The sequence below is a fragment of the Flavobacterium indicum GPTSA100-9 = DSM 17447 genome (assembly GCF_000455605.1).
GTDB lineage: Bacteria > Bacteroidota > Bacteroidia > Flavobacteriales > Flavobacteriaceae > Flavobacterium > Flavobacterium indicum.
Genome location: NC_017025.1, coordinates 461,819 through 483,016 on the forward strand (window position 1 = coordinate 461,819; position 21,198 = coordinate 483,016).

The following is a 21,198-nucleotide window of genomic DNA, read 5'->3' on the forward strand; positions in this document are numbered from 1 at the left end:
AATGAAAAATAAATATATTTTATTATCAGCTTTAGCAATTGGTTTTGCAAGCTGTGAGCCAGAATTTGACAATGCAGTAGATGCAAATTATTCTTCTGGAGAAGCTAATTTCTCAACGTATGTTGCTGTTGGTAATTCATTAACAGCAGGTTATATGGATGGTACGGTTTCTAGAGGTAGTCAAGAAAATTCTTACCCTCATTTGTTATCACAACAATTTGCATTAGTAGGAGGTGGTGAATTTACGCAGCCTTCTTACGCAGACGATGTGAATAATTTAGGAGGATTAATGTTGGGTGGTAATCCAATTGGAAATACGCGTCTAGTTATTGATGCTTCTCAAGGGCGTCCTGAAAATATTGCAGGGACATCAACTATTGAGGTGTCTAATTTACAAGCTAAAGCATATAATAATATGGGTGTGCCTGGTGCAAAATCATTCCATTTATTAGCGCCTGGGTATGGAAACTTAGCAGGTGTAGCTTTAGGTCAAGCAAATCCTTATTTTGTGAGACACGCTACAACTCCAACAGCAACTGTTTTAGGTGATGCTATGTCTAAAAGTCCAACGTTCTTTACCAATTGGATTGGTTCAAATGATGTGTTAGCTTATGCAACAAACGGTGGTGCTGCTAGTAATGGAACTTCAGCTGCAGCTGATCACAATAGTACGGGAAATACAGATGTAACAACTTATGGAAGTAATGATATTACTAATAGTGGTGTGTTTGCAAATGTGTATTCAACAATTATTAACACTTTAACTACAAATGGAGCTAAAGGTGTGGTTTGTACAATTCCAAGTGTAACTTCTATTCCTTATTTTACAACAGTTCCATATGCACCAATCCCAGATGCAACTATCAATGCAAATCCACAAGTTGGCTTATTGACTCAGTTGTATCAGTTTTTAGCTGTAGCTACAAATGGAAGAGTTTCTCCGTTAAATTTAACGGATGGAATGCCTAATCCTATATTAATTAATGATGTAGAATTAACTGATTTAAGTGCTCAAATTTCTGCATTTGCAACAGGTTCTGGAAATCCATTGTTAGTTTCTAATGCTGCGACTTTAGGGGCATTATACGGTAGAGCTAGACAAACTACTTCGGCTGATTTAGTTGTTTTACCAGCTTCTTCAGTTATAGGTACTACATCTGCAAATCCTTCTCCATTTAATATTCAAGGTTTAACACAACCAATGGCAAATAAATGGGTATTAACTGCTTCAGAAAAAGCAAAAGTTGCTGCTGCTACAACAGCTTATAACAATGCTATTATTTCAATTGCTAATGCTAAAAATACGGCTGCTGGAAAAACTATTATTGCGGTTGCCGATATGAATGCGGTAATGAATCAGTTAGTTTCTGGAATTAGATCTGAAAATGGTTCTCTATATACAGCAAACTACTTTAGTGGATCTGCAACGGAAGGGGCGGTGTTGTTTTCATTAGATGGGGTGCATCCTAATGCAAGAGGATATGCTGTTATTGCTAATGAGATTATTAAAGTAATCAACCGTGATTTTAAAGCAAACTTACCGTTGAAAAATGCTTCTTATTATCCTGGAATTAATATTGTTCCTTCAAACTAAGAATAATAAAAAAAGTTAAGGCGCCTTTTAAGGCGCCTTTTTTGTTTATATTTACATCCTAAAATTTAAAGTAATGAAGGGTTTTTTAATTAAATTATTAATTTCAACAATATTAATTATTGTTATTTCTCATTTTTTAGGTATTCAAGTTCAAGATTTTACTTCAGCTATTGTAACCGCTGTAGTGTTGTCGTTATTGAATACATTCATTAAACCAGTTTTAGTTGTTTTAACAATTCCAGTGACTTTTTTTACACTAGGATTGTTTTTATTAGTTATTAATACACTGATGGTTTTAACAACAGATTATTTTGTTGATGGTTTTAAAGTGCCAAGTTTCTTTACTGCATTTTTATTCAGTATAATCTTGTCTATTAGTCAGTCTGTTTTAAATAAAATTTTTGTTGATTAAGTCTAAAATTTATTAGATTGAAATTCAATATATTAAAAACTTGTTTGGGTTGTAAAAAATGCATAATTTTGCAACCCAAATTTCATAGTACAAAAAATAAGATAAAATGAATATTACAAGAGAGCAGGTAGATGCGTTAAATGCAATTGTAAAAGTTGCAATCACTAAAGAAGATTATACTGAAAAAGTAGAAAAAGTATTAGCGGATTACAGAAAAAATGCTTCAATTCCTGGATTTAGAAAAGGTGCTGTTCCTATGAGCTTAATTAAAAAGCAATATGAAAAAGCAGTAATGGCTGATGAAGTTAACAAACTTTTACAAGATTCATTAAACAATTATTTAGTTGAAGAAAAATTAGATATTTTAGGTAATCCGTTACCAAAAATGACTGAAGATTTTTCTTGGGATGCTGAACAATTGACTTTTGAATTTGAATTAGGTTTAGCTCCTGATTTTAAAGTTGATTTAGCTGCAAAAAATAATGTAGTAGAATACAAAATCATTGCAGATGAAGCTTTATTAAACGAACAAGTTGAAAGAATTCAAAAACAATATGGTAAATTAATTCCTCAAGATGTAGTTGCTGAAGGTAATGAAGTAAAAGGAACATTTACTAACGAAGAAAAAGGAATCAATAACACTACTGTTGTTACAGGAGATATTTTTAAAGATAAAAAAGCTGCCAAAGCATTAATCGGTAAAAAAATTGGTGATGTTGTAACTTTTAAAACAAAAGGATTATTTGATGATGATCATAAATTAATGGATTATTTAAGAGTTGCTCATGACGATGTTCATGGTTTAGATATTGAAGTTAATTTTACAATTGAAGGTATTGATGCTGTTGAAAAAGCAGAATTAAATCAAGAATTGTTTGACAAATTGTTTGGCGAAGGAGTTGTTAAATCTGTTGAAGATTTAAAAGCTAAAATAAAAGAAGATGCCGAAGCACAATTTGCTCAACAAGCAGATCAAAAATTCTTAAATGATGTTACTGATTTCTTAATTGAATCAACTAAATTCGATTTACCTGCAGAATTCTTAAAAAGATGGATTCAAACAGTTGGTGAAAATCCATTAACAGCAGAACAAGCGGAAGAAGAATTCGCTAAATCTGAAAAAGGATTACGTTATCAATTAATCGAAAATAAAGTAATCACAGAAAATGATTTACAAATTAAATTTGAAGAATTAAAAGATTTTACTGCTGGTTTAATTAAATCTCAAATGGCTCAATTTGGTCAATTGAACCCATCTGACGAAGAAGTAGATGGAATTGTAGCAAGAGTTTTATCAAATCAAGATGAAATTAAGAGAATTTCAGATCAAGTGATGAGTCAAAAAATGATTAGTTTATTTAGAGATAAAGTTAAAGCTAAATCTAAAGAAGTAAACTATCAAGATTTCATCAAAGCTATGTATGGAGAAAACTAATAGGTTTTTTTAGTATATTTGAGCGTCAAATCTTTTAGGTTTGACGCTTTTTATTTAACTTGTATTAATAAACGTTTATAGTGTTATGAATTTCGGAAAAGAATTTAAAAAGTATGCTACAAAACACCATGGTGTTAATAGTATTTATTATGATAAAATCGTTAGCAAAATTACCCCAATTGGACAGCCTATTGGTATGACGCCATATATTATGGAAGAGCGTCAATTGAATGTATCACAGTTGGATGTTTTTTCAAGATTAATGATGGATAGAATTATTTTCTTGGGAACAGGTATTGATGATCAAATAGCTAATATTGTTCAAGCGCAGTTGTTGTTTTTGGCTAGTGTTGATGCAGCAAAAGATATACAAATTTATATTAATTCGCCAGGTGGTGGTGTTTATGCTGGTTTGGGAATTTATGATACTATGCAATTTATTAAACCTGATGTAGCAACTATTTGTACTGGAATGGCTGCTTCAATGGGAGCAGTATTATTATGTGCTGGAGCAGATGGCAAAAGAAGTGCATTGCCACATAGTAGAGTCATGATTCATCAGCCATTAGGTGGGGCTCAAGGACAAGCATCTGATATAGAGATTACTACAAGAGAGATTTTGAAATTAAAGACTGAATTGTATGAAATTATTTCGAAACATTCTGGTCAAACTATGGAGAAAGTAACTCACGATAGTGATAGAGATTATTGGATGATTGCTTCTGAGGCAAAAGAGTACGGAATGATTGATGAAGTATTAATTAGATAAACTTAATTTAATTTTCAGTCATGGCGCAAGTACAAGAGTTATGACTGAAAGTTTCATTATAACAAATAAAAATGGCAAAAGAAATATTAGAATGTTCGTTTTGTGGAAGAAAAAAGCCAGAAACTAATTTGTTAATTGCTGGAATTAATTCACACATCTGTGATCGTTGTATTGAGCAAGCGCATGGAATTGTAGTGGAAGAATTGAAGGAATCAATGGGGGCAGAAGCTTTTAATGATTTAGTGCTTCGAAAACCAAAAGAAATTAAAGCTTTTTTAGATGAATATGTAATCGGTCAGGAGCAAACCAAAAAAGTGCTTAGTGTGGCTGTTTACAATCATTATAAAAGATTAATGCAGACGGTTAAAAATGATGAGGTTGAAATTGAAAAGAGTAATATTTTAGTTGTAGGTCAAACAGGTACTGGGAAAACATTAGTTGCTAAAACTATTGCTAAAATGTTGAATGTTCCGCTAGCAATTGTTGATGCTACTATTTTAACTGAAGCAGGTTATGTAGGTGAAGATGTGGAAAGTATTTTAACTCGTTTGTTACAAGCTGCCGATTACGATGTAGCTAAAGCGGAAAGAGGAATTGTATTTATTGATGAGATTGATAAAATTGCCCGTAAGAGTGATAATCCATCAATTACTAGAGATGTATCTGGAGAAGGTGTGCAACAAGCATTATTGAAGCTATTGGAAGGTTCGGTTGTAAATGTTCCGCCAAAAGGAGGTAGAAAGCATCCTGATCAAAAGTTTGTTGAGGTAAATACTCAAAATATTTTGTTTATTGCTGGTGGTGCTTTTGATGGAATTGAGCGTATTATTTCAAAACGTTTAAATAGACAAGCTATTGGATTTAGTTCTGCTTTAGCTTCTGAATTGATCGATAAAGAAAATTTACTTCAGTATATTATTCCTAAAGATGTAAAAGAGTTTGGGTTAATTCCAGAAATTATTGGTAGAATGCCTGTTCTTTCGCATATGGATCCATTAGACGCCACAACTTTGAGAGCTATTTTAACAGAGCCAAAGAATGCTTTAATAAAGCAATATCAAAAATTATTTGAAATGGACGGTGTTGATTTTTCTATTGAGAATGATGCATTAGATTTTATAGTTGAAAAAGCGTTAGAGTATAAATTAGGTGCCAGAGGATTACGTTCGTTGTGTGAAGCTATTTTAACAGATGCTATGTTTGAATTGCCAAGTTCAAGTGAAAAAGAGTTGAATGTAACTAAAGATTTTGCTTCTAAAACATTAGATAAAAATTTATTACAAAAATTACAAGTGGCTTCTTAATGTTTGCCTATGTATGATAAAAAAAAAGACCGGAAAAATTCCGGTCTTTTTTTATGCATTTTTAACTTCTTTAGTCGTTACTTTTTTAGCTTGAACGTATCTTGCTTTGCAACTCCATCCTCTAGAACAAGAGCTTAATAATGATAAAAGGGCTACTGCTAAAATAATTTTTTTTGTTGTCATTTTTTTGTTGTGATTTTTTTTATTTTGATTACGGTTTGTTTATTTTAAACTCCGTTCTTCTATTTAATTGGTCTTCTTCAGCTGTACAAGTTGTACAATTCACTAGCGGCTGCGTTTCTCCCATACCAATAAATTTTAAACGATTTTTATTGATTCCTTTTTTAACTAAATAATCATAAGTTGATTTAGCTCTTTTTTCAGATAATGTCTTGTTGTATTCGTCTGAACCTTTGTTGTCTGTATGAGCAAAAATTGAAATACTCATTTCTTTATTTGCATTTAAGACATCAACAATTTTATTTAAAGAAAGTGTTGATTCAGCTTTGATTGTTGCTTTATTAAAATCAAAATAAATAGGTTCAATTTTAATTTCAGTAGTTGTAACAATTGCTTTTTTCTGATTTAACTCAATCTTACTGTCGTTGAAAAAGTCTCCAGAGATCATTTGTTTTGTGAAAGGTTCATAACCTTCTTTTTCAACTTCAACATTATAGATGGTCAATGGATTGTAAATTACAGAAATATTACCATTTGCATCTGTTTTTCCATCGGCTAATACTTTACCAAATTCATTTTTAATAGTAACTTTAGTGTTTGGTAATGGAATGCCCGATGTTTTTTCTACAGTTAATAATTTAGAAACAGTATTAGGGGCCATCTTTAGATTGTATCTAAAAATATCAAAATTTCCATCAGTAGCGGTTTTGTCTGATGATACATAGCCTTTACTGTCATTAACTACTACAAATGCTACTTCATCTTTTCTTGAATTTAACGTATTTCCTAAATTAAAAGCAGTTTGGTATCCATCTTCTGAAATTGAAGATCTAAATACATCATATCCGCCTAAATTAGTGTGTCCTTTAGAAGAGAAAAATAAATATTTGTTATCATCAGATACAAAAGGGAATTTCTCGTCTTCTTTAGTGTTGATTTTTGAACCTAAATTCATTGGTGTTCCTAAATCGCCATTTTCTAATATGGCAACTTCATACAAATCAAATCCGCCGTATCCACCTGGAATATTTGACGAGAAAAATAATTTTTTACCATCATTTGATACAAATGGAGTTTCAATTGAATATTGATCATCCATAAGTTTTAATTCAGTTATATTCGTCCAATATTTTTCAGAGTTTACATCCAAGGTGGCTTTGTATAATTTATATACATTTGGTTTGTCTTTAGATGTTTGGGTGAAAAACACTGAATTTTCATCAGGAGAAAAGGCAATAGTTCCTTCGTTGTCTTTGGAATCAATTGCAGAAGAAAACAATAGTGGAAATGATAAGTTTCCTGTACTATCTACGTTTACACAATATAAATTGTTGTTAGGAGTTTTTGTCTCCTCATTCATAGTTGTTTCGTAATGTCTTCTTTTTTTATTGGATAGTATTATGAATTTATTCTTAAAAAAAGAAGTTCCTATTTCAGATAATTCGGAGTTTACATTTACTGTGTTTAAAGTGAATCGTACACCTTTTGTGTTTTTATTGATGATTTCATTAATAGAATCCATTTTTTCAGAACGCTTAGGTTCTTGAGCAGTTACATATAAACTTAATAAAGCAGTGATACTCAAAAATAAAAATTTTTTTTTCATCTTTTTGTTGGGTTTCTTTTGGTTTTTTTTGGGGTGTAAATCTATTAATTTTAACAATTAAAAAACAGCAAATATTTAAAAAAAATATATTTTTTAATGCATTTTTTAAATTTTATGCAAATATGTTGGGATTTTAGTAGTAAACAAACTTTAATCGTTAAGCTACTTATATTTTCGATAAACGGCAGTTGATTTTTGAATATTATTCAATATATGAGTAATTATGCACTTGTTTTTTGTGCATATCTTAGTGTAATAAGGTTTTGTTTGAAGAAAAATTTAAGATTTTAAAATAATACAAAGGTCAAAGTGTTAATAATTCTTCTAAGTATTTTCTCTCATTCGAAAGTCTTGGTACTTTGTGTTGTCCGCCAAGTTTATCGTTTGCTTTTAACCAATCGTAAAATAAATTTTCTCTTGCTACATTTACAATTAATGAGTTTAACGTCATGTTATTGTAGCGTTTTGCCTCATAATCTGAGTTTAATTCTTGTAATTTCAAATCGAGAATTTTACTAAATAAATGAATGTCTTCTGGTTTTTTCTTGAATTCAATTATCCATTCGTGAGCACCTTTTGTTTTTTCGCTCATAAATACAGGGGCAACGGTATAATCTACAACTTCACAATTTAATTCAGCACAAGTTTTGGCTATTGCTACATCAGTGTTTTCTACCATTAATTCTTCACCAAAAACATTAATGTGATGTTTTGTTCTACCTGTAACTCTAATTCTATAGGGGTTAAGTGAGGTGAAACGAATCGTGTCGCCAATCAAATACCTCCATAACCCTGAATTAGTAGTAATAACCAATGCATAGTTTTTATGTAACTCAACTTCACTTAAAGGAATAATTTTTTGATTTATTTTACCAAATGTGTCCATTGGGATAAATTCATAAAATATTCCATAATCTAACATTAATAAAAGTTCATTTGAATTATTTAAGTCCTGAAGTGCAAAAAAACCTTCAGAGGCATTGTAAATTTCATAATATTTGAAATTGTCTTTTGGAAATAGTTTTTTATATTGTTCTTTATAAGGGTCAAAACTTACTCCTCCATGAAAATAGACTTCAACATTCGGCCAAATTTCAAGTAAATTATTTTTTCCAGTTTGTTCAAGCGCATGGTTTAATAAAACCATCATCCAACTAGGTACGCCCGCTAAACTGGTTACATTTTCTTGAATACTTTCTTTGATTATTGCAGGAAGTTTAGTCTCCCAATCGCTCATCAACGATACTTTATTACTTGGTGTTGAGCTGAATTCTGCCCAAATTGGCATGTTGTCAATCAATATAGCAGATAAATCGCCAAAAAAGGTGTTGTTGTTTTCATATAATTGTTTACTTCCACCTAATCGAAGGCTTTTTCCAACAAATAATTGAGAATCTTCATTGTTGTGTAAATATAATGCTAACAAATCTTTACTGGCTTTGTAATGATTGTTTTCTAAAGCTTCGTTACTAACGGGTATAAATTTGCTCTTTGCATTTGTGGTTCCGCTTGATTTTGCAAAATACTTAATATTAGAATTCCAAAATACATTTTGCGCACCTTGACGGGTTTGTTCAATGAACGGTTCTAATTCTTCATAAGTAGCTATTGGAATTCGTTCATTAAAAGTGCTGTAGTTTTTTATACTTGAAAAATCATACTTCTTTCCTACAACGGTTTGCTCTGCTTGTTTTAAAAGATTAAATAATAATTCCTCCTGAACTTCATGAGGGTATTTTAAAAATAATTCAATTTGATGAATTCTCTTTTTTAAAATCCATGAGGCGATAGAATTTATTATTGGTAATGGCATAAGTGAAACCTTCTTTTTATCTTTACCAAAAATAATAAAATTTCAATCAATTACAATTGCTATGACAACATTTGAAGGTACTTTAACAAAAATGGAAACTGAAAATGATAAACCTATTCAGTATTATTTAATTTTTGAAAATAACTTTTTAAATGTTAATCAATTAATAGATAGAGAGATAGAAATTATTCACAAAGGTTATCAATGTTTAAATTGTAAAAAAGCAAAAAAGATATTTAGACAAGGATTTTGTTATGATTGCTTTATGAGTAGTCCGGCTGCAGCCGATTGGATTATGCGACCTGAACTAAGTAAAGCACATTTAGATGAAGAAGACAGGGATTTAGAATATGAAAAGCGAGTGCAATTGCAGCCACATATAGTATATTTAGCATTGTCTTCTGAAGTAAAGGTTGGTGTTACAAGAAAAACTCAAGTGCCAACAAGATGGATTGATCAAGGTGCTGTGCAAGCGTTACCTGTTTTAGAAGTTCCGAATAGGTATTTAGCTGGTGTAGCTGAAGTGGCTTTAAAAAATCATTTTTCTGATAAAACAAATTGGCAAAAAATGCTAAAAAACGATATCTCTCATGCCGATTTATTTGCTGAAAAAATAAAATTGAAACAATGGCTTCCTGAAGAAGTTATGCCTTATTTCTTAAATTCGGATGAGTTATATGAGCTAAATTATCCCGTAAAAAAATACCCTTCAAAAGTAACAAGTTTAAATTTGTCTACTACTTCAAAATTTTCTGGGAAAATAACCGGAATTAAAGGCCAGTATTTAATTTTTGAAGACGGAACTGTTTTTAATGTGCGTACTTTTGAAGGATATGTTGTGTCGATTTCCTTTAATTAGAAACTGTAACTTAATCCTATAGCTATAATTTGTTTTAATTGTAGTTTTGGACCTTTAATAACTTGAACACCATCAACTTCTTCTTTAGTTTTGATGTCGTTGTCATAGATCATATGTATGCCTAAATTGGCTTTTACATATTTGTTAACTGTCATTTCTAAATAATTCTGCCAGTCTACGTCAATGTTTCCAAAATCTTTTAAATAATCAGTGTACAATGTTGCTCTTGTATCATAAATAATGTTCTTAAAAACTTCTTTTTTAAATTGACCTGTAATTAAAGCACCAAGTTCTGTTCTTGTTTTTTTACCATTGGTAATGATTTCTCCAGTAACAGCATCATAAACGGCTTTGTCAACTCCAAAAGCTCCTTCGTTGGCTAACCTTCTGTCTAAGACCATTGTCATTTTCATAGTTAAAGGTGAAAGATAAAGATTAAAACCTAAATCTTTTCTAGAATATTCGGAACCAATCCCAAGGAAAATATAGGCTGGAGCAAAAGGTTTAGAAATGGCTTTATTGACGTTTGGGTAATTATATCCATTGGCAAATTGTGATTGAAAAGTGAATTTACCTCCATGAAACCAATTGGAAATAGTATCTGTTCTATATCCCATTGTTGAGTTTAATTGAACAGCATCATCCGTTTTTCTTAAATCTTGACCTTCTTGTTTATTAACGCCATAACGCATTAATAATTCATTTGACCATTTAAAATTCTCATATTTATAATTTCTAATAAATTGTCCTTTAGCTAACCCAGAAATAGAATTATTTCCCCCAGCTGACCAATTAACAAATGTGATTTGTGTAAAATCTAAACCTACTTTGTTTACTTTTTCCCAATTCGAAATGGTGTCGGGAAGTTCTGTTTTAATAACTTGTGCTTCTAATGAATAACTTGTAATTAGAAAAATAATTGCATAAACTACTTTTTTAATCATGATAATGTATTGAATATTAGGGTTAAATTTTTTTCGTCTAATTTTACTTCTTCAAATAATTCTTGAACAGTACCGTGTTCAATAAAAACATCAGGAACACCGTAATTCATTATTTTGTTCTTAAAATTATTTTTGGTTGCAAAGGTATCAATAATTGAGCCAAATCCGCCAATTAACGTTCCTTCTTCTATGGTGATTATGGTTGTGTAGGTATTGAATATGGTGTTTAACTTTTTTTCATCTAATGGTTTAACCCATCCTACATGATAATGTGCAATACTATTCTTGTTGTTTGAATTTTCAATGGCTAATTGAACTGTATGACCAATAGTTCCAGTTGATAAAACAGCTATTGTTTTGCCCTCTTTTATTTTTTTAATTTTTCCAATCTCAATTTTTTCAAATGGTTTTCTCCAATCTGGATTGTGTCCTTTTCCTCTTGGATATCGAATAGAAATGGGGTTTTCTAGGCCTAACGAAGAAGTGTATAAAATATTGCGTAAATCTATTTCATTCATCGGGGCATAAACCATCATGTTTGGAATACAACTCATGTAAGCGAGGTCAAATAGACCATGATGTGTAGCACCGTCTTCACCTACAAATCCTGCTCTGTCTAAACAAAAAATAACAGGTAAATTTTGAATAGCAACATCATGAATTACTTGGTCGTAAGCCCGTTGCATAAAAGTAGAATAGATGTTGCAAAAAACAGTTAGTCCTTGTGTTGCCATACCAGCAGCTAAAGTTACAGCGTGTTGCTCGGCTATTCCTACATCAAATGCTCTATCTGGAAATTGCTCCATCATGTATTTTAAGGAACTTCCAGAGGGCATGGCTGGTGTTATCCCAACAATTTTATCATTTTGCTGCGCTAATTCTACTAATGTGTGTCCAAAAACATCTTGAAATTTAGGTGCCGGATTTTCATTTTCTGGTCGGATTAATTTTCCCGTTAGTTTGTCAAATTTTCCTGGAGCATGATAGGTTAATTGATCTTCTTCAGCAAAAGATAATCCTTTACCTTTGGTGGTGATAATATGTAAAAATTTTGGCCCCTTTATTTTTTTTAATCGTTCTAATTCCGTGGTTAATTTTTCTAAATCATGTCCGTCGATTGGACCTGAATAATCAAAATTTAACGATTTTATGATGTTGTTAATTTTCGGATTTTTTCCTTCTTTTACCGAGGTTAAATAGTCTTTTAAAGCGCCAACACTGGGGTCAATCCCCATGGCATTGTCGTTTAGTATTACTAGTAAATTGGCTTTGGTTACACCAGCATGATTTAAACCTTCAAAAGCCATTCCGCTGGCAATCGAAGCATCGCCAATTACGGCAATATGATGTTTCTCTTTTTCTCCATGTAAGTGAGAGGCTAATGCCATACCCAATGCAGCTGATATAGATGTTGAAGAATGTCCCACACCAAATGTGTCGTAAATGCTTTCACTTCTTTTTGGAAAACCAGAAATGCCTTCTTTTTCTCTATACTTGTAGAAAACGTCTTTTCTTTCAGTTAAAATTTTATGTGGATAGGCTTGATGTCCAACATCCCAAACTAATAAATCCTTTGGGGTGTCAAAAATATAATGCAAGGCAATGGTGAGTTCAATTACGCCAAGACTAGCACCCAAATGCCCTTCTTTTTGGGAAACAATATCAATAATAAACTCACGTAATTCTTGAGCCAATTGAGGTAGCTGATTTTTAGATAATTTCCTTAAATCAGTAGGGTTTTGAATATGTGCGAGTAAATTATTCATTTCAAAGGCAAAAATACAATATTGTTTGTTAATTTTGATAGATAACTAAACGAAAGAACTTTGGAAAATATTTTTACAGATGAATATTTTATGAAAAAAGCGCTGCAAGAAGCAGAAATGGCTTTTGAAAGAGATGAAATTCCTGTTGGTGCTGTTGTGGTAGTAAACAATCAGGTTATTGCACGAAGTCATAATTTAACAGAATTGCTTAATGATGTAACAGCTCATGCCGAAATGCAAGCGATTACTAGTGCTGCTAACTTTTTAGGTGGGAAATATTTAAAGGATTGTACGTTATATGTTACACTAGAACCTTGTCAAATGTGTGCAGGAGCCTTGTATTGGAGTCAGATTTCTAGAATCGTTTTTGGGGCTTCAGACGCTAAAAGGGGATACCGAACATTAGGAACGCAATTGCATCCAAAAACGGAAGTAAAATTGGGTGTTCTAGAAAATGAATGTGCCGTTTTAATAAAGAATTTTTTTCTTAAAAAACGTTAAAATTTGGCATTAGTTTTGATAGTCTCTTTATAAGTAAAAATCTTATTTAATAATTTAATTTCCCTAACCTCACATGAAAGCAAAACGTTGGTTACAATTAATCGTTGTGTTAGTTGTAATGGTATCGTGCACCAAAAAAGCAGAAGACTTTAATTCTAAGTTCGAACTTTTTAAAAAGTATATTCTCAACTTTAGTTCTGGACTGGTCTCGGCCAAAAGCGATATTCGAGTTGTGCTTGCCTTTGAAAATCAAAATTGGAAAACGAATCAAGAATTAGATGAAGATTTATTTACAATAAGTCCAAGTGTTGACGGTAAAGTAGTGGCGTTGTCCAATAATACAATTGCCTTTATTCCTGAAAAAAAATTAAAACAAAATACCGAGTATCAAATTACGTTTCATTTGTCGGAATTAAAAGATACCCCAAAAGAATTGGATGATTTTAATTTTACTATTAAAACAAAAAAACAAGATTTTACAATTAATCCCACGGATTTACAATCTTATTCTAAAGAATATCAGTATTTAAATGGTACGATTGTTTGTAGTGACGACGTGGATTTAGATAATATTTCTAAAGTAATTAAGGCCAAACAAAAAGATTCTGACCTAAAAGTAAAAGTTTTAAAGTCTTCAAAAGCTACTAATATTTTCAATTTTGTAATTGATAGTATTCAACGAAAAGTAGAAGATTCAGAAATTGAAATAAGTTGGGATGGAAATGATCAAGGAATTGACCAAAAAGGGTCAATGGATTATGTTATTCCAGGGAAAAATAATTTTAAAATTGTGGCAGCAGAAGTACAACAAGAGGACAGTCAAGTCTTAGTTGTTAATTTTTCTGACCCACTCTCAAGAGAACAAGATTTTGATGGTTTAGTCCAAGTGGAGGGTGCTGGAAATTTGAAATTTGCAACGGCAGGTAATTTGTTAAAAGTATATTTTGAACAAAGTTTGAAAGGCGAACTACAACTGGAAGTTTTTCAAGGGATTCAAAGTGAAGATGGGTATAAAATGAAAGAAAATTTTACTCAAAAAGTAACTTTTGAACAAACAAAACCTGGTGTTCGATTCATAAAAAGTGGAACAATCATGCCGAGTTCTAGTAATTTAAAATTGAACTTTGAAGCCGTGAATTTAAATGCGGTTGACATTAAAGTATATCAAATTTATAAAAATAACATTCTACAATTTTTACAAGATAATGAGTTAAATGGTGATGAAAATTTAAGATCAGTTGCAGCTCCTATAGCCAAGCAAAAAGTGGTTTTGAAAACCAATAATTTAATTAATTATGGTAAATGGAATGCTTATGCAATTGATTTGTCAAAAATTATAAAATCAGATCCTGGAGCAATTTATAGGGTAGAACTTTCATTTAAAAGAAAATATTCTCTTTACAAGTGTTCTTCTTCGGCATCAGAGGAAGAAATTGAAAACGAAGATACTGAAGAAGAGGTGCGTTCTCAATATGATTATTATAACGAATATGATTATGAATACTATAATTGGGAAGAAAGAGAAGATCCATGTTCTAATTCATTTTACTATGATATTAAAATCGCAACGAATGTTATTGCATCAGATTTAGGGGTAATTGCTAAAAGAGGCAATAATGGAAGTTATGTTGTTGCGGTAAATAATATTGTGAATACTGAACCAGTTGAAGACGCTAAAGTAGAATTTTATACTTTTCAACAAAATAAAATTGGTGAAGCAATTACGAATGAAGAGGGTATAGCTACGGCGGATATTAAAAAGTACGCCTATTTTGCCATTGTTACCAAAGATAATAATACAACGTACGTGAAATTAGATGAAGGTCGTTCGTTGTCTATCAGTAATTTTGAGGTGAGTGGTGAAGAGCTGCAAAAAGGAATGAAAGGGTTTATTTATGGTGAAAGAGGGGTGTGGCGTCCGGGCGATAATCTGTATTTGTCTTTCATGTTAAATGATACTGAAAGTAAACTAGAAAAAACACATCCAATTCGATTACGTGTGGCGGATCCTCAAGGGAAAATACGCTATCAAATGGTGCAACAGTATAACGATTTAAATCATTATAGTTTTGTAGTACCAACTAAATCTTCTGATCCAACTGGTAATTGGGAAGCTAAAGTTTCCGTTGGAGGGGTACATTTTTATAAAAGTCTTAAAATTGAAACCATTAAACCGAATCGATTGAAAATTAAAAACGGGTTTTCAAACGTAACGCTTTTTGCCAATAAATCGAATGCGGCTCCAGTACAGGTAGCTTGGTTGCATGGAGCGGTAGCTAAAAACTTGAAAGTGGAAATGCAAGCGAAATACATGCAACAAGTAACTACTTTTAATGGTTGGAACGATTATGATTTTGATGATGATGCTAGAAGTTTTAGTACCGAACAAGTAAATGTGTTTTCAGGTAGAGTAGACGATTTGGGTAACATAAAAGTTTCAATTGTGCCAAGAGTTGGAACTCAAGCACCAGGGAAATTAAAAGTTGTATTGCAAACGAAAGCTTTTGAGCCTGGGGGCGATTTTAGTACTGATGTAGCTACGGCAACGTTATCAACCTATAATACCTATATCGGAATTAAAGCGCCAAAGCCCAATAAGTATGGAATGTTAGAAACCGATAAAGTAAATACTTTTGAAATTGCTTCTGTAGATGCAAATGGAAAACCAAAGCCGGTTTCCAATTTAGAAATACGTGTTTATAAAATCGAATGGCGTTGGTGGTGGAATGCTTCGGATAGTGATTTGTCTAGCTATAATTCTTCTGAGGTTACGATGCCTTATAGAAGATATATTGTAAATACGAATGCAAATGGTAAGGCTAATTTAGCTTTCCGAATTCCAGAAGGCGATTGGGGTAGGTATTTAATTCGTGCAATCGATTCGAATGGAGGACATGCAACAAGTATTACTTCAATTATTGATTGGCCGGTTTGGTCGGGTAGATCAAAAGGGGGTGATCCTTCTTCAGCAAATATGTTGCTTTTTGCCTCTGATAAAACGAAATATAATGTGGGTGAAAAAGCAATGATCTCATTCCCATCAAGTGAAGGAGGGAGAGCCTTATTATCTATTGAAAATGGTTCTAAAGTGGTACAAACCTTATGGGCAAACACCAAAAAAGGAGAAACTAAAGTTGAAATTCCAATAACGAAGGAAATGGCACCCAATGTTTATGTGCATATTTCTTTATTGAAACCACATGCGTCTACTAAAAATGATGCACCAATAAGAATGTATGGGATTTTGCCTATCGAAGTTGTGGATAAAAATACGGTGTTACAACCTGAAATAACAATGCCAAATACTTTAAAACCTGAACAAAAAACGGTAATAAAGGTGAGTGAAAAATCAGGTAAAGAAATGACGTATACACTGGCAATTGTTGACGATGGTTTGCTGGATTTAACTCGATTTAGAACACCAAATGCTTGGGATAAATTTTATGCGAAACAAGCGTTGGGAGTGAAAACATGGGACATTTATGATGAGGTTATTGGGGCCTATGGAGGTAAAATCAATCAAATATTTAGTATTGGTGGGGATCAAGATTTAGGAGCGGGTAAAACAAAAAAAGCGAATCGTTTTAAACCCGTTGTATATTATGTAGGGCCTTTTAAACTAAAAAAAGGAGAAACCAAAAGTCATGCTGTAGTGTTGCCAAATTATATTGGTTCTGTTCGTACTATGGTGGTGGCGGCCAATGCAAAAGAATCGGCCTATGGAAGTGCAGAAAAAACAACTTTAGTAAAGAAACCTTTAATGGCATTGGTTTCATTCCCAAGAAAAATATCACCAAGAGAACGTATAACCATTCCGGTTACTGTATTTGCTATGGAAAAACATATAAAAAATGTAACTGTGCAATTAAAATCTTCAAATGGAGTAAAAGTTGTTGGTAAAGCAATCCAACAGATTTCTTTTGCTAATCCAGATGAAAAAGTAGTGTTTTTTGATGTGGCGGTTGCTGATTATTCTGGAATTGCAAACTTGGAATTGATAGCAACTTCAGGGAAAGAGAAAACAAATTACAAAGTGGAAGTAGATGTGGTAAATCCAAACCCATCATCGCACGATTTTATTGATGTGGTAATTCCGGCAAACAGTTCAAAATCTTTACATTGGAATACCTTTGGTGTTGCTAGTTCAAATAGCGCTCGATTAGAAATTTCTGCTTTCCCAACGGTGAATTTCAACGGAAGATTGAATTATTTGATTCAATACCCACACGGTTGTGTAGAACAAACGACATCTGCTGTCTTTCCTCAATTGTATTTGAATGATGTTGTGGATATTGATGCAAATAGAAGAACGCAAATTCAAAATAATGTTAATACAGCAATTCAAAAATTAAGTAATTTTCAGTTAGGTAATGGTTCCTTGTCGTATTGGCAAGGTACAAATTATGCGGATGATTGGGGAACTTCTTATGCCGGACATTTTATGATGGAAGCTGAGAAAAAAGGTTATGCATTGCCTCATGGATTCAAACAAAAATGGATTGCTTATCAGCAAAATATTGCTAAAAGATGGCGTTATGAATCCACTCTGAATAATGATTTTGCACAGGCGTATCGTTTGTATACATTGGCTTTAGCGGGTCAGGCCGATATGGCTTCTATGAACCGTTTGCGTGAAACGGTGGGAATTTCTAATGAATCAAAATTTAGATTAGCAACTGCTTATGCTTTAATCGGACAAAAGAAAATAGCACTTTCAATTGTTAATGGAACATCAGCACAATTAGATAAAAATTTATATGGTTATTATTATGGTTCTGAAGAACGAAACAGAGCAATGTTGTTAGAAACTTATGTTTTAGTAGATAAAACGAAAGAAGCTTTTGTTCAAGCCAATAAAGTAGCTAAAGATTTATCGTCTTCTAAATATATGAGCACGCAATCAACAGCTTATGCCTTGTATGCGATGTCAAAATTTGCAATTAAAAACAAAGGAAATGGCATACAGGTGGCTTATACTTTTGGAGGTAAAAATAATGTGATTTCAACAACTAAATCGTTTACAGATAGAAAATTAGAAGTGAAAACGGGTAAAAATGCTACTTTGGTCAAAAATAATGGAAAAGCGGCTATTTATGTACGAGTTACAAATTCGGGGGTTTTACCTGTGGGACAAGAAAAAGTGATGCAACGAAACTTAAATGCAACAGTGCAGTATAAAACTAAAGGGGGAGTTGCGTTAGGCTTACAACAAGTGAAACAAGGGACAGAAGTTGTTGCTGAAATAACCATTACCAATAAAGGAACAGAATCCATGTCAAATTTAGCTTTAACTCAATTGGTGCCATCTGGATTTGAAATTATGAATTCTCGTCATACGGCATTTGGTAATTATGGCAATAATGTAGCTGATAATATTGATATTCGTGATGATCGAACACAATTCTATTTCTCATTACGAAGAGGGGAGTCAAGAACATTTAAGGTGTTGTTAAATGCAACCTATTTAGGTCAATATTATTTGCCAGGGGTTCAATGTGAAGCGATGTATGATAATAATTACGTTGTGCGAACAAAAGGTCAATGGCTACAAATTGTGAAATAAATTAATTTTTTAACCGGCAGTTATTGCTGTCGGTTAATTAATTCTTAAAAATGAAAAATAAATTCATCACATTCTATCAGTCGATCTTAGCTAAAATCAAAAACAATAAAAAGAAATCAATTGTTTTCTCTATTATACTGATTCTATATTATTTTTCGTTGCCTTTTACTTTGTTTGAAGAACCATATTCAACTGTAGTAGAAAGTGCCGACGGACAATTGTTAGGAGCAAAGATTGCTGCAGACGGGCAATGGCGTTTTCCTGAAAACGATACTATTCCAGAGAAATTTAAAAAATGTATAGTTGCTTTTGAAGACCAGCATTTTTATTATCATTTTGGGTTTAATCCCATCTCAATTTTTCATGCCTACCAACAAAACAGACAAGCCGGTAGAGTAGTAAGGGGAGGAAGTACCTTAACCCAACAAGTTATTCGTTTGCATCGAAAAAATAAGAAGCGAAGTTATTTTGAAAAGTTATTTGAAATGATTTTAGCTACTCGATTGGAATTTCGTCATTCTAAAGATAAAATTTTGCAATTATACGCGTCGCACGCACCTTATGGAAGTAACGTGGTGGGAATTGAAATGGCTTCATGGAAATATTTTGGTCTAAAACCACATCAATTGTCATGGGCAGAAACGGCAACTTTAGCGGTTTTACCCAATGCGCCAAGTCTGATTTATCCGGGTAAAAATCAACAAAAATTATTGTTGAAACGAAATCGTTTGTTGAAAAAATTATATGAAGATAAAGTTCTTGATCAAGAAACTTTTGAATTGTCGTTAAAAGAAATTTTGCCGCAAAAACCTTTTGAATTGCCAAAAATTGCTCCTCATTTAGTTGAAAAGGCGGCTAAAGAACACCCTGGAGAGAAAGTCCAAACTACAATTCAATTGAATCTTCAAGAGCGAACCAATGAAATTGTAAATCAGTATTACCAAAATTACAAACAGAATCAAGTATTCAATATGGCAGTTTTGGTAGTGGATGTAAAAACAAATAATGTTGTGGCTTATGTGGGGAATACACCAACTGATAAAGCACACCAAAAAGATGTAGATATTATTGAAGCACCAAGAAGTACGGGTAGTATTTTAAAACCCTATCTGTATGCCTCTATGTTGAATGAAGGTGAAATTTTACCTGAAACTTTAATTGCAGATGTGCCAACACAGATTTCAGGGTACGCTCCTCAAAATTTTAATTTGACCTATGATGGAGCTGTACCTGCGAGTAGAGCATTGGCGCGTTCATTGAATATTCCTTCTGTTTTGATGCTGCAAGATTATTCCGTGAATAAGTTTTATGAGCAATTGCAAAAGTTGAAATTGCGTAACATTAATCGTGCGCCATCAAATTATGGATTGTCTTTGATTTTAGGCGGGGCTGAATCTAATTTGTGGGATTTGTCTAAAGCGTATGCTTATATGTCGAGAACTAATACTTATTTCTGTGAGCATCAAGGAAACTACAGAAAAAACGAAATGGCTCAATTGAATTATTTAGTAAATGCAAAAGTGGATTTTGGTGCTGAAGTGAGTCAAAAATCAATTTTTGGGGCAGGAGCCATTTGGCAAACGTTTAATGCTATGAAAGAAGTGAATCGTCCGGAAGCAGATGAAGCTTGGCGCTTTTATGATTCTTCCTTAGAAATTGCCTGGAAAACCGGAACTAGTTTTGGGAGTAGAGATGCTTGGGCTATTGGTGTAACGAAAGATTATGTGGTAAGTGTGTGGGTTGGGAATGCTACAGGTGAGGGAAGACCTATGTTAACGGGAGTAGATTCAGCTTCTCCTGTTTTGTTTGATGTATTCCGATTATTACCTAAATCGACTTGGTTTGAAAAACCGTATAAAGATTTAGATGAGGTAGAAGTGTGTGATCAATCCGGTCATATTGCTTCGGAATATTGTATATCTAAAAAAATGTGGATACCAAAAACGGCAAAGAAAACCAAACCATGTCCGTATCACAAGTTGGTGCATTTGGATAAAACCAAACAATTTAGAGTAACTAGCGAATGTGAAAATGTGAATGATATGGTGTCGCAATCCTGGTTTATTTTACCGCCGGTTATGGAATGGTATTATAAAAATAAAAATGCAGATTATATGGTGTTGCCTCCTTTTAAAGAGGGTTGTGCAGGAAGTCAAGCTGAAAAATATATGGATTTTATTTATCCCAAAGCTCATACTAAAATTATTTTGACAAAGGATTTCATGGGGAAAATTCAGCCGGTTGTTTTAAAAGTGGCACATTCTAATCCGAGTGAAGAACTTTTTTGGTATGTGGATGAAAAATATTTAGGGTCCACTAAGACTTTTCATGAAATGTCGTTGAATGCAAAAACGGGAGTTCATGTAATTACAGTTGTAGATAAAGGTGGTGTTGAAATAAGGCGAAAAGTAGTTATAGAAAATGAATAAAAAACCGTCTCGTTAAACAACGA

Annotated in this window: 14 protein-coding genes; 9 read left to right on the forward strand and 5 right to left on the reverse strand. The window is 32.5% G+C overall.

What is annotated here, in order from left to right; all coding sequences use genetic code 11:
- The first annotated feature begins 1 nt into the window (after nucleotide 1).
- The 5 genes from KQS_RS01935 to clpX all read left to right on the forward strand — a co-directional run bounded on the left by KQS_RS01935 (nucleotide 2) and on the right by clpX (nucleotide 5,514).
- Nucleotides 2-1,594, forward strand: coding sequence for an SGNH/GDSL hydrolase family protein (locus KQS_RS01935; RefSeq protein WP_014387525.1), 1,593 nt, complete (start codon nucleotides 2-4; stop codon nucleotides 1,592-1,594).
- Between the two features lie 73 nt (nucleotides 1,595-1,667).
- On the forward strand, nucleotides 1,668-2,006 hold the full coding sequence (locus KQS_RS01940; RefSeq protein WP_014387526.1) for a phage holin family protein: 339 nt from the start codon (nucleotides 1,668-1,670) through the stop codon (nucleotides 2,004-2,006).
- Between the two features lie 106 nt (nucleotides 2,007-2,112).
- Nucleotides 2,113-3,441, forward strand: coding sequence for a trigger factor (tig, locus tag KQS_RS01945; RefSeq protein ID WP_014387527.1), 1,329 nt, complete (start codon nucleotides 2,113-2,115; stop codon nucleotides 3,439-3,441).
- An 85-nt stretch (nucleotides 3,442-3,526) separates the two neighbouring features.
- Nucleotides 3,527-4,210: an ATP-dependent Clp endopeptidase proteolytic subunit ClpP gene (clpP, locus tag KQS_RS01950; protein ID WP_014387528.1), complete on the forward strand. Its 684-nt coding sequence runs from the start codon at nucleotides 3,527-3,529 to the stop codon at nucleotides 4,208-4,210.
- A 71-nt stretch (nucleotides 4,211-4,281) separates the two neighbouring features.
- Nucleotides 4,282-5,514, forward strand: a complete 1,233-nt coding sequence (clpX, locus tag KQS_RS01955; protein WP_014387529.1) for an ATP-dependent Clp protease ATP-binding subunit ClpX — start codon at nucleotides 4,282-4,284, stop codon at nucleotides 5,512-5,514.
- Nucleotides 5,515-5,565: 51 nt separating this feature from the next.
- Here clpX and KQS_RS14650 read toward each other — a convergent pair whose 3' ends face one another.
- From KQS_RS14650 to KQS_RS01965, 3 genes are all read right to left on the reverse strand, one after another.
- Nucleotides 5,566-5,697: a hypothetical protein gene (locus tag KQS_RS14650; RefSeq protein ID WP_262487926.1), complete on the reverse strand. Its 132-nt coding sequence runs from the start codon at nucleotides 5,695-5,697 to the stop codon at nucleotides 5,566-5,568.
- Nucleotides 5,698-5,725: 28 nt separating this feature from the next.
- Complete coding sequence (locus KQS_RS01960; protein ID WP_014387530.1) at nucleotides 5,726-7,300, reverse strand: OmpA family protein; 1,575 nt, start codon at nucleotides 7,298-7,300, stop codon at nucleotides 5,726-5,728.
- Between the two features lie 304 nt (nucleotides 7,301-7,604).
- Nucleotides 7,605-9,113 (reverse strand): GH3 auxin-responsive promoter family protein, encoded by a 1,509-nt coding sequence (locus KQS_RS01965; protein ID WP_014387531.1) that lies wholly within the window; start codon nucleotides 9,111-9,113, stop codon nucleotides 7,605-7,607.
- Between the two features lie 61 nt (nucleotides 9,114-9,174).
- On the opposite strand from KQS_RS01965, the gene KQS_RS01970 reads away from it, so the two are divergent.
- A complete protein-coding gene (locus tag KQS_RS01970; protein ID WP_014387532.1) occupies nucleotides 9,175-9,972 on the forward strand; it encodes a DUF2797 domain-containing protein in 798 nt (265 codons plus the stop codon).
- Here the strand turns inward: KQS_RS01970 and KQS_RS01975 are convergent.
- Together KQS_RS01975 and KQS_RS01980 are read right to left on the reverse strand one after the other, a co-directional pair.
- Nucleotides 9,969-10,916: a DUF3078 domain-containing protein gene (locus KQS_RS01975; protein WP_014387533.1), complete on the reverse strand. Its 948-nt coding sequence runs from the start codon at nucleotides 10,914-10,916 to the stop codon at nucleotides 9,969-9,971. The genes KQS_RS01970 and KQS_RS01975 overlap by 4 nt on opposite strands.
- Nucleotides 10,913-12,682 (reverse strand): 1-deoxy-D-xylulose-5-phosphate synthase, encoded by a 1,770-nt coding sequence (locus tag KQS_RS01980; protein ID WP_014387534.1) that lies wholly within the window; start codon nucleotides 12,680-12,682, stop codon nucleotides 10,913-10,915. Before KQS_RS01980 ends, KQS_RS01975 begins: the two co-directional genes overlap by 4 nt.
- A gap of 60 nt (nucleotides 12,683-12,742) precedes the next feature.
- Here KQS_RS01980 and KQS_RS01985 point away from each other — a divergent pair, with 60 nt between their 5' ends.
- The 3 genes from KQS_RS01985 to pbpC all read left to right on the forward strand — a co-directional run bounded on the left by KQS_RS01985 (nucleotide 12,743) and on the right by pbpC (nucleotide 21,175).
- On the forward strand, nucleotides 12,743-13,183 hold the full coding sequence (locus KQS_RS01985; protein ID WP_014387535.1) for a nucleoside deaminase: 441 nt from the start codon (nucleotides 12,743-12,745) through the stop codon (nucleotides 13,181-13,183).
- Nucleotides 13,184-13,256: 73 nt separating this feature from the next.
- Nucleotides 13,257-18,746 carry an MG2 domain-containing protein gene (locus KQS_RS01990; protein WP_014387536.1) on the forward strand — a complete coding sequence of 1,830 codons (5,490 nt, stop codon included), beginning with the start codon at nucleotides 13,257-13,259 and terminating at the stop codon, nucleotides 18,744-18,746.
- A gap of 50 nt (nucleotides 18,747-18,796) precedes the next feature.
- Nucleotides 18,797-21,175 (forward strand): penicillin-binding protein 1C, encoded by a 2,379-nt coding sequence (gene pbpC, locus KQS_RS01995; RefSeq protein WP_014387537.1) that lies wholly within the window; start codon nucleotides 18,797-18,799, stop codon nucleotides 21,173-21,175.
- Nucleotides 21,176-21,198 lie beyond the last annotated feature (23 nt).

Bases quoted from the DNA above. Each gene is read 5' to 3' on its own strand.
- KQS_RS01940 (WP_014387526.1), top strand. From the start codon at position 1,668: ATGAAGGGTTTTTTAATTAAATTATTAATTTCAACAATATTAATTATT.
- tig (WP_014387527.1), top strand. From the start codon at position 2,113: ATGAATATTACAAGAGAGCAGGTAGATGCGTTAAATGCAATTGTAAAA.
- KQS_RS01990 (WP_014387536.1), top strand. From the start codon at position 13,257: ATGAAAGCAAAACGTTGGTTACAATTAATCGTTGTGTTAGTTGTAATG.
- pbpC (WP_014387537.1), top strand. From the start codon at position 18,797: ATGAAAAATAAATTCATCACATTCTATCAGTCGATCTTAGCTAAAATC.
- KQS_RS01980 (WP_014387534.1), bottom strand. From the start codon at position 12,682: ATGAATAATTTACTCGCACATATTCAAAACCCTACTGATTTAAGGAAA.
- KQS_RS01960 (WP_014387530.1), bottom strand. From the start codon at position 7,300: ATGAAAAAAAAATTTTTATTTTTGAGTATCACTGCTTTATTAAGTTTA.
- KQS_RS01970 (WP_014387532.1), top strand. From the start codon at position 9,175: ATGACAACATTTGAAGGTACTTTAACAAAAATGGAAACTGAAAATGAT.
- clpX (WP_014387529.1), top strand. From the start codon at position 4,282: ATGGCAAAAGAAATATTAGAATGTTCGTTTTGTGGAAGAAAAAAGCCA.
- KQS_RS01965 (WP_014387531.1), bottom strand. From the start codon at position 9,113: ATGCCATTACCAATAATAAATTCTATCGCCTCATGGATTTTAAAAAAG.
- KQS_RS14650 (WP_262487926.1), bottom strand. From the start codon at position 5,697: ATGACAACAAAAAAAATTATTTTAGCAGTAGCCCTTTTATCATTATTA.
- KQS_RS01935 (WP_014387525.1), top strand. From the start codon at position 2: ATGAAAAATAAATATATTTTATTATCAGCTTTAGCAATTGGTTTTGCA.
- clpP (WP_014387528.1), top strand. From the start codon at position 3,527: ATGAATTTCGGAAAAGAATTTAAAAAGTATGCTACAAAACACCATGGT.
- KQS_RS01975 (WP_014387533.1), bottom strand. From the start codon at position 10,916: ATGATTAAAAAAGTAGTTTATGCAATTATTTTTCTAATTACAAGTTAT.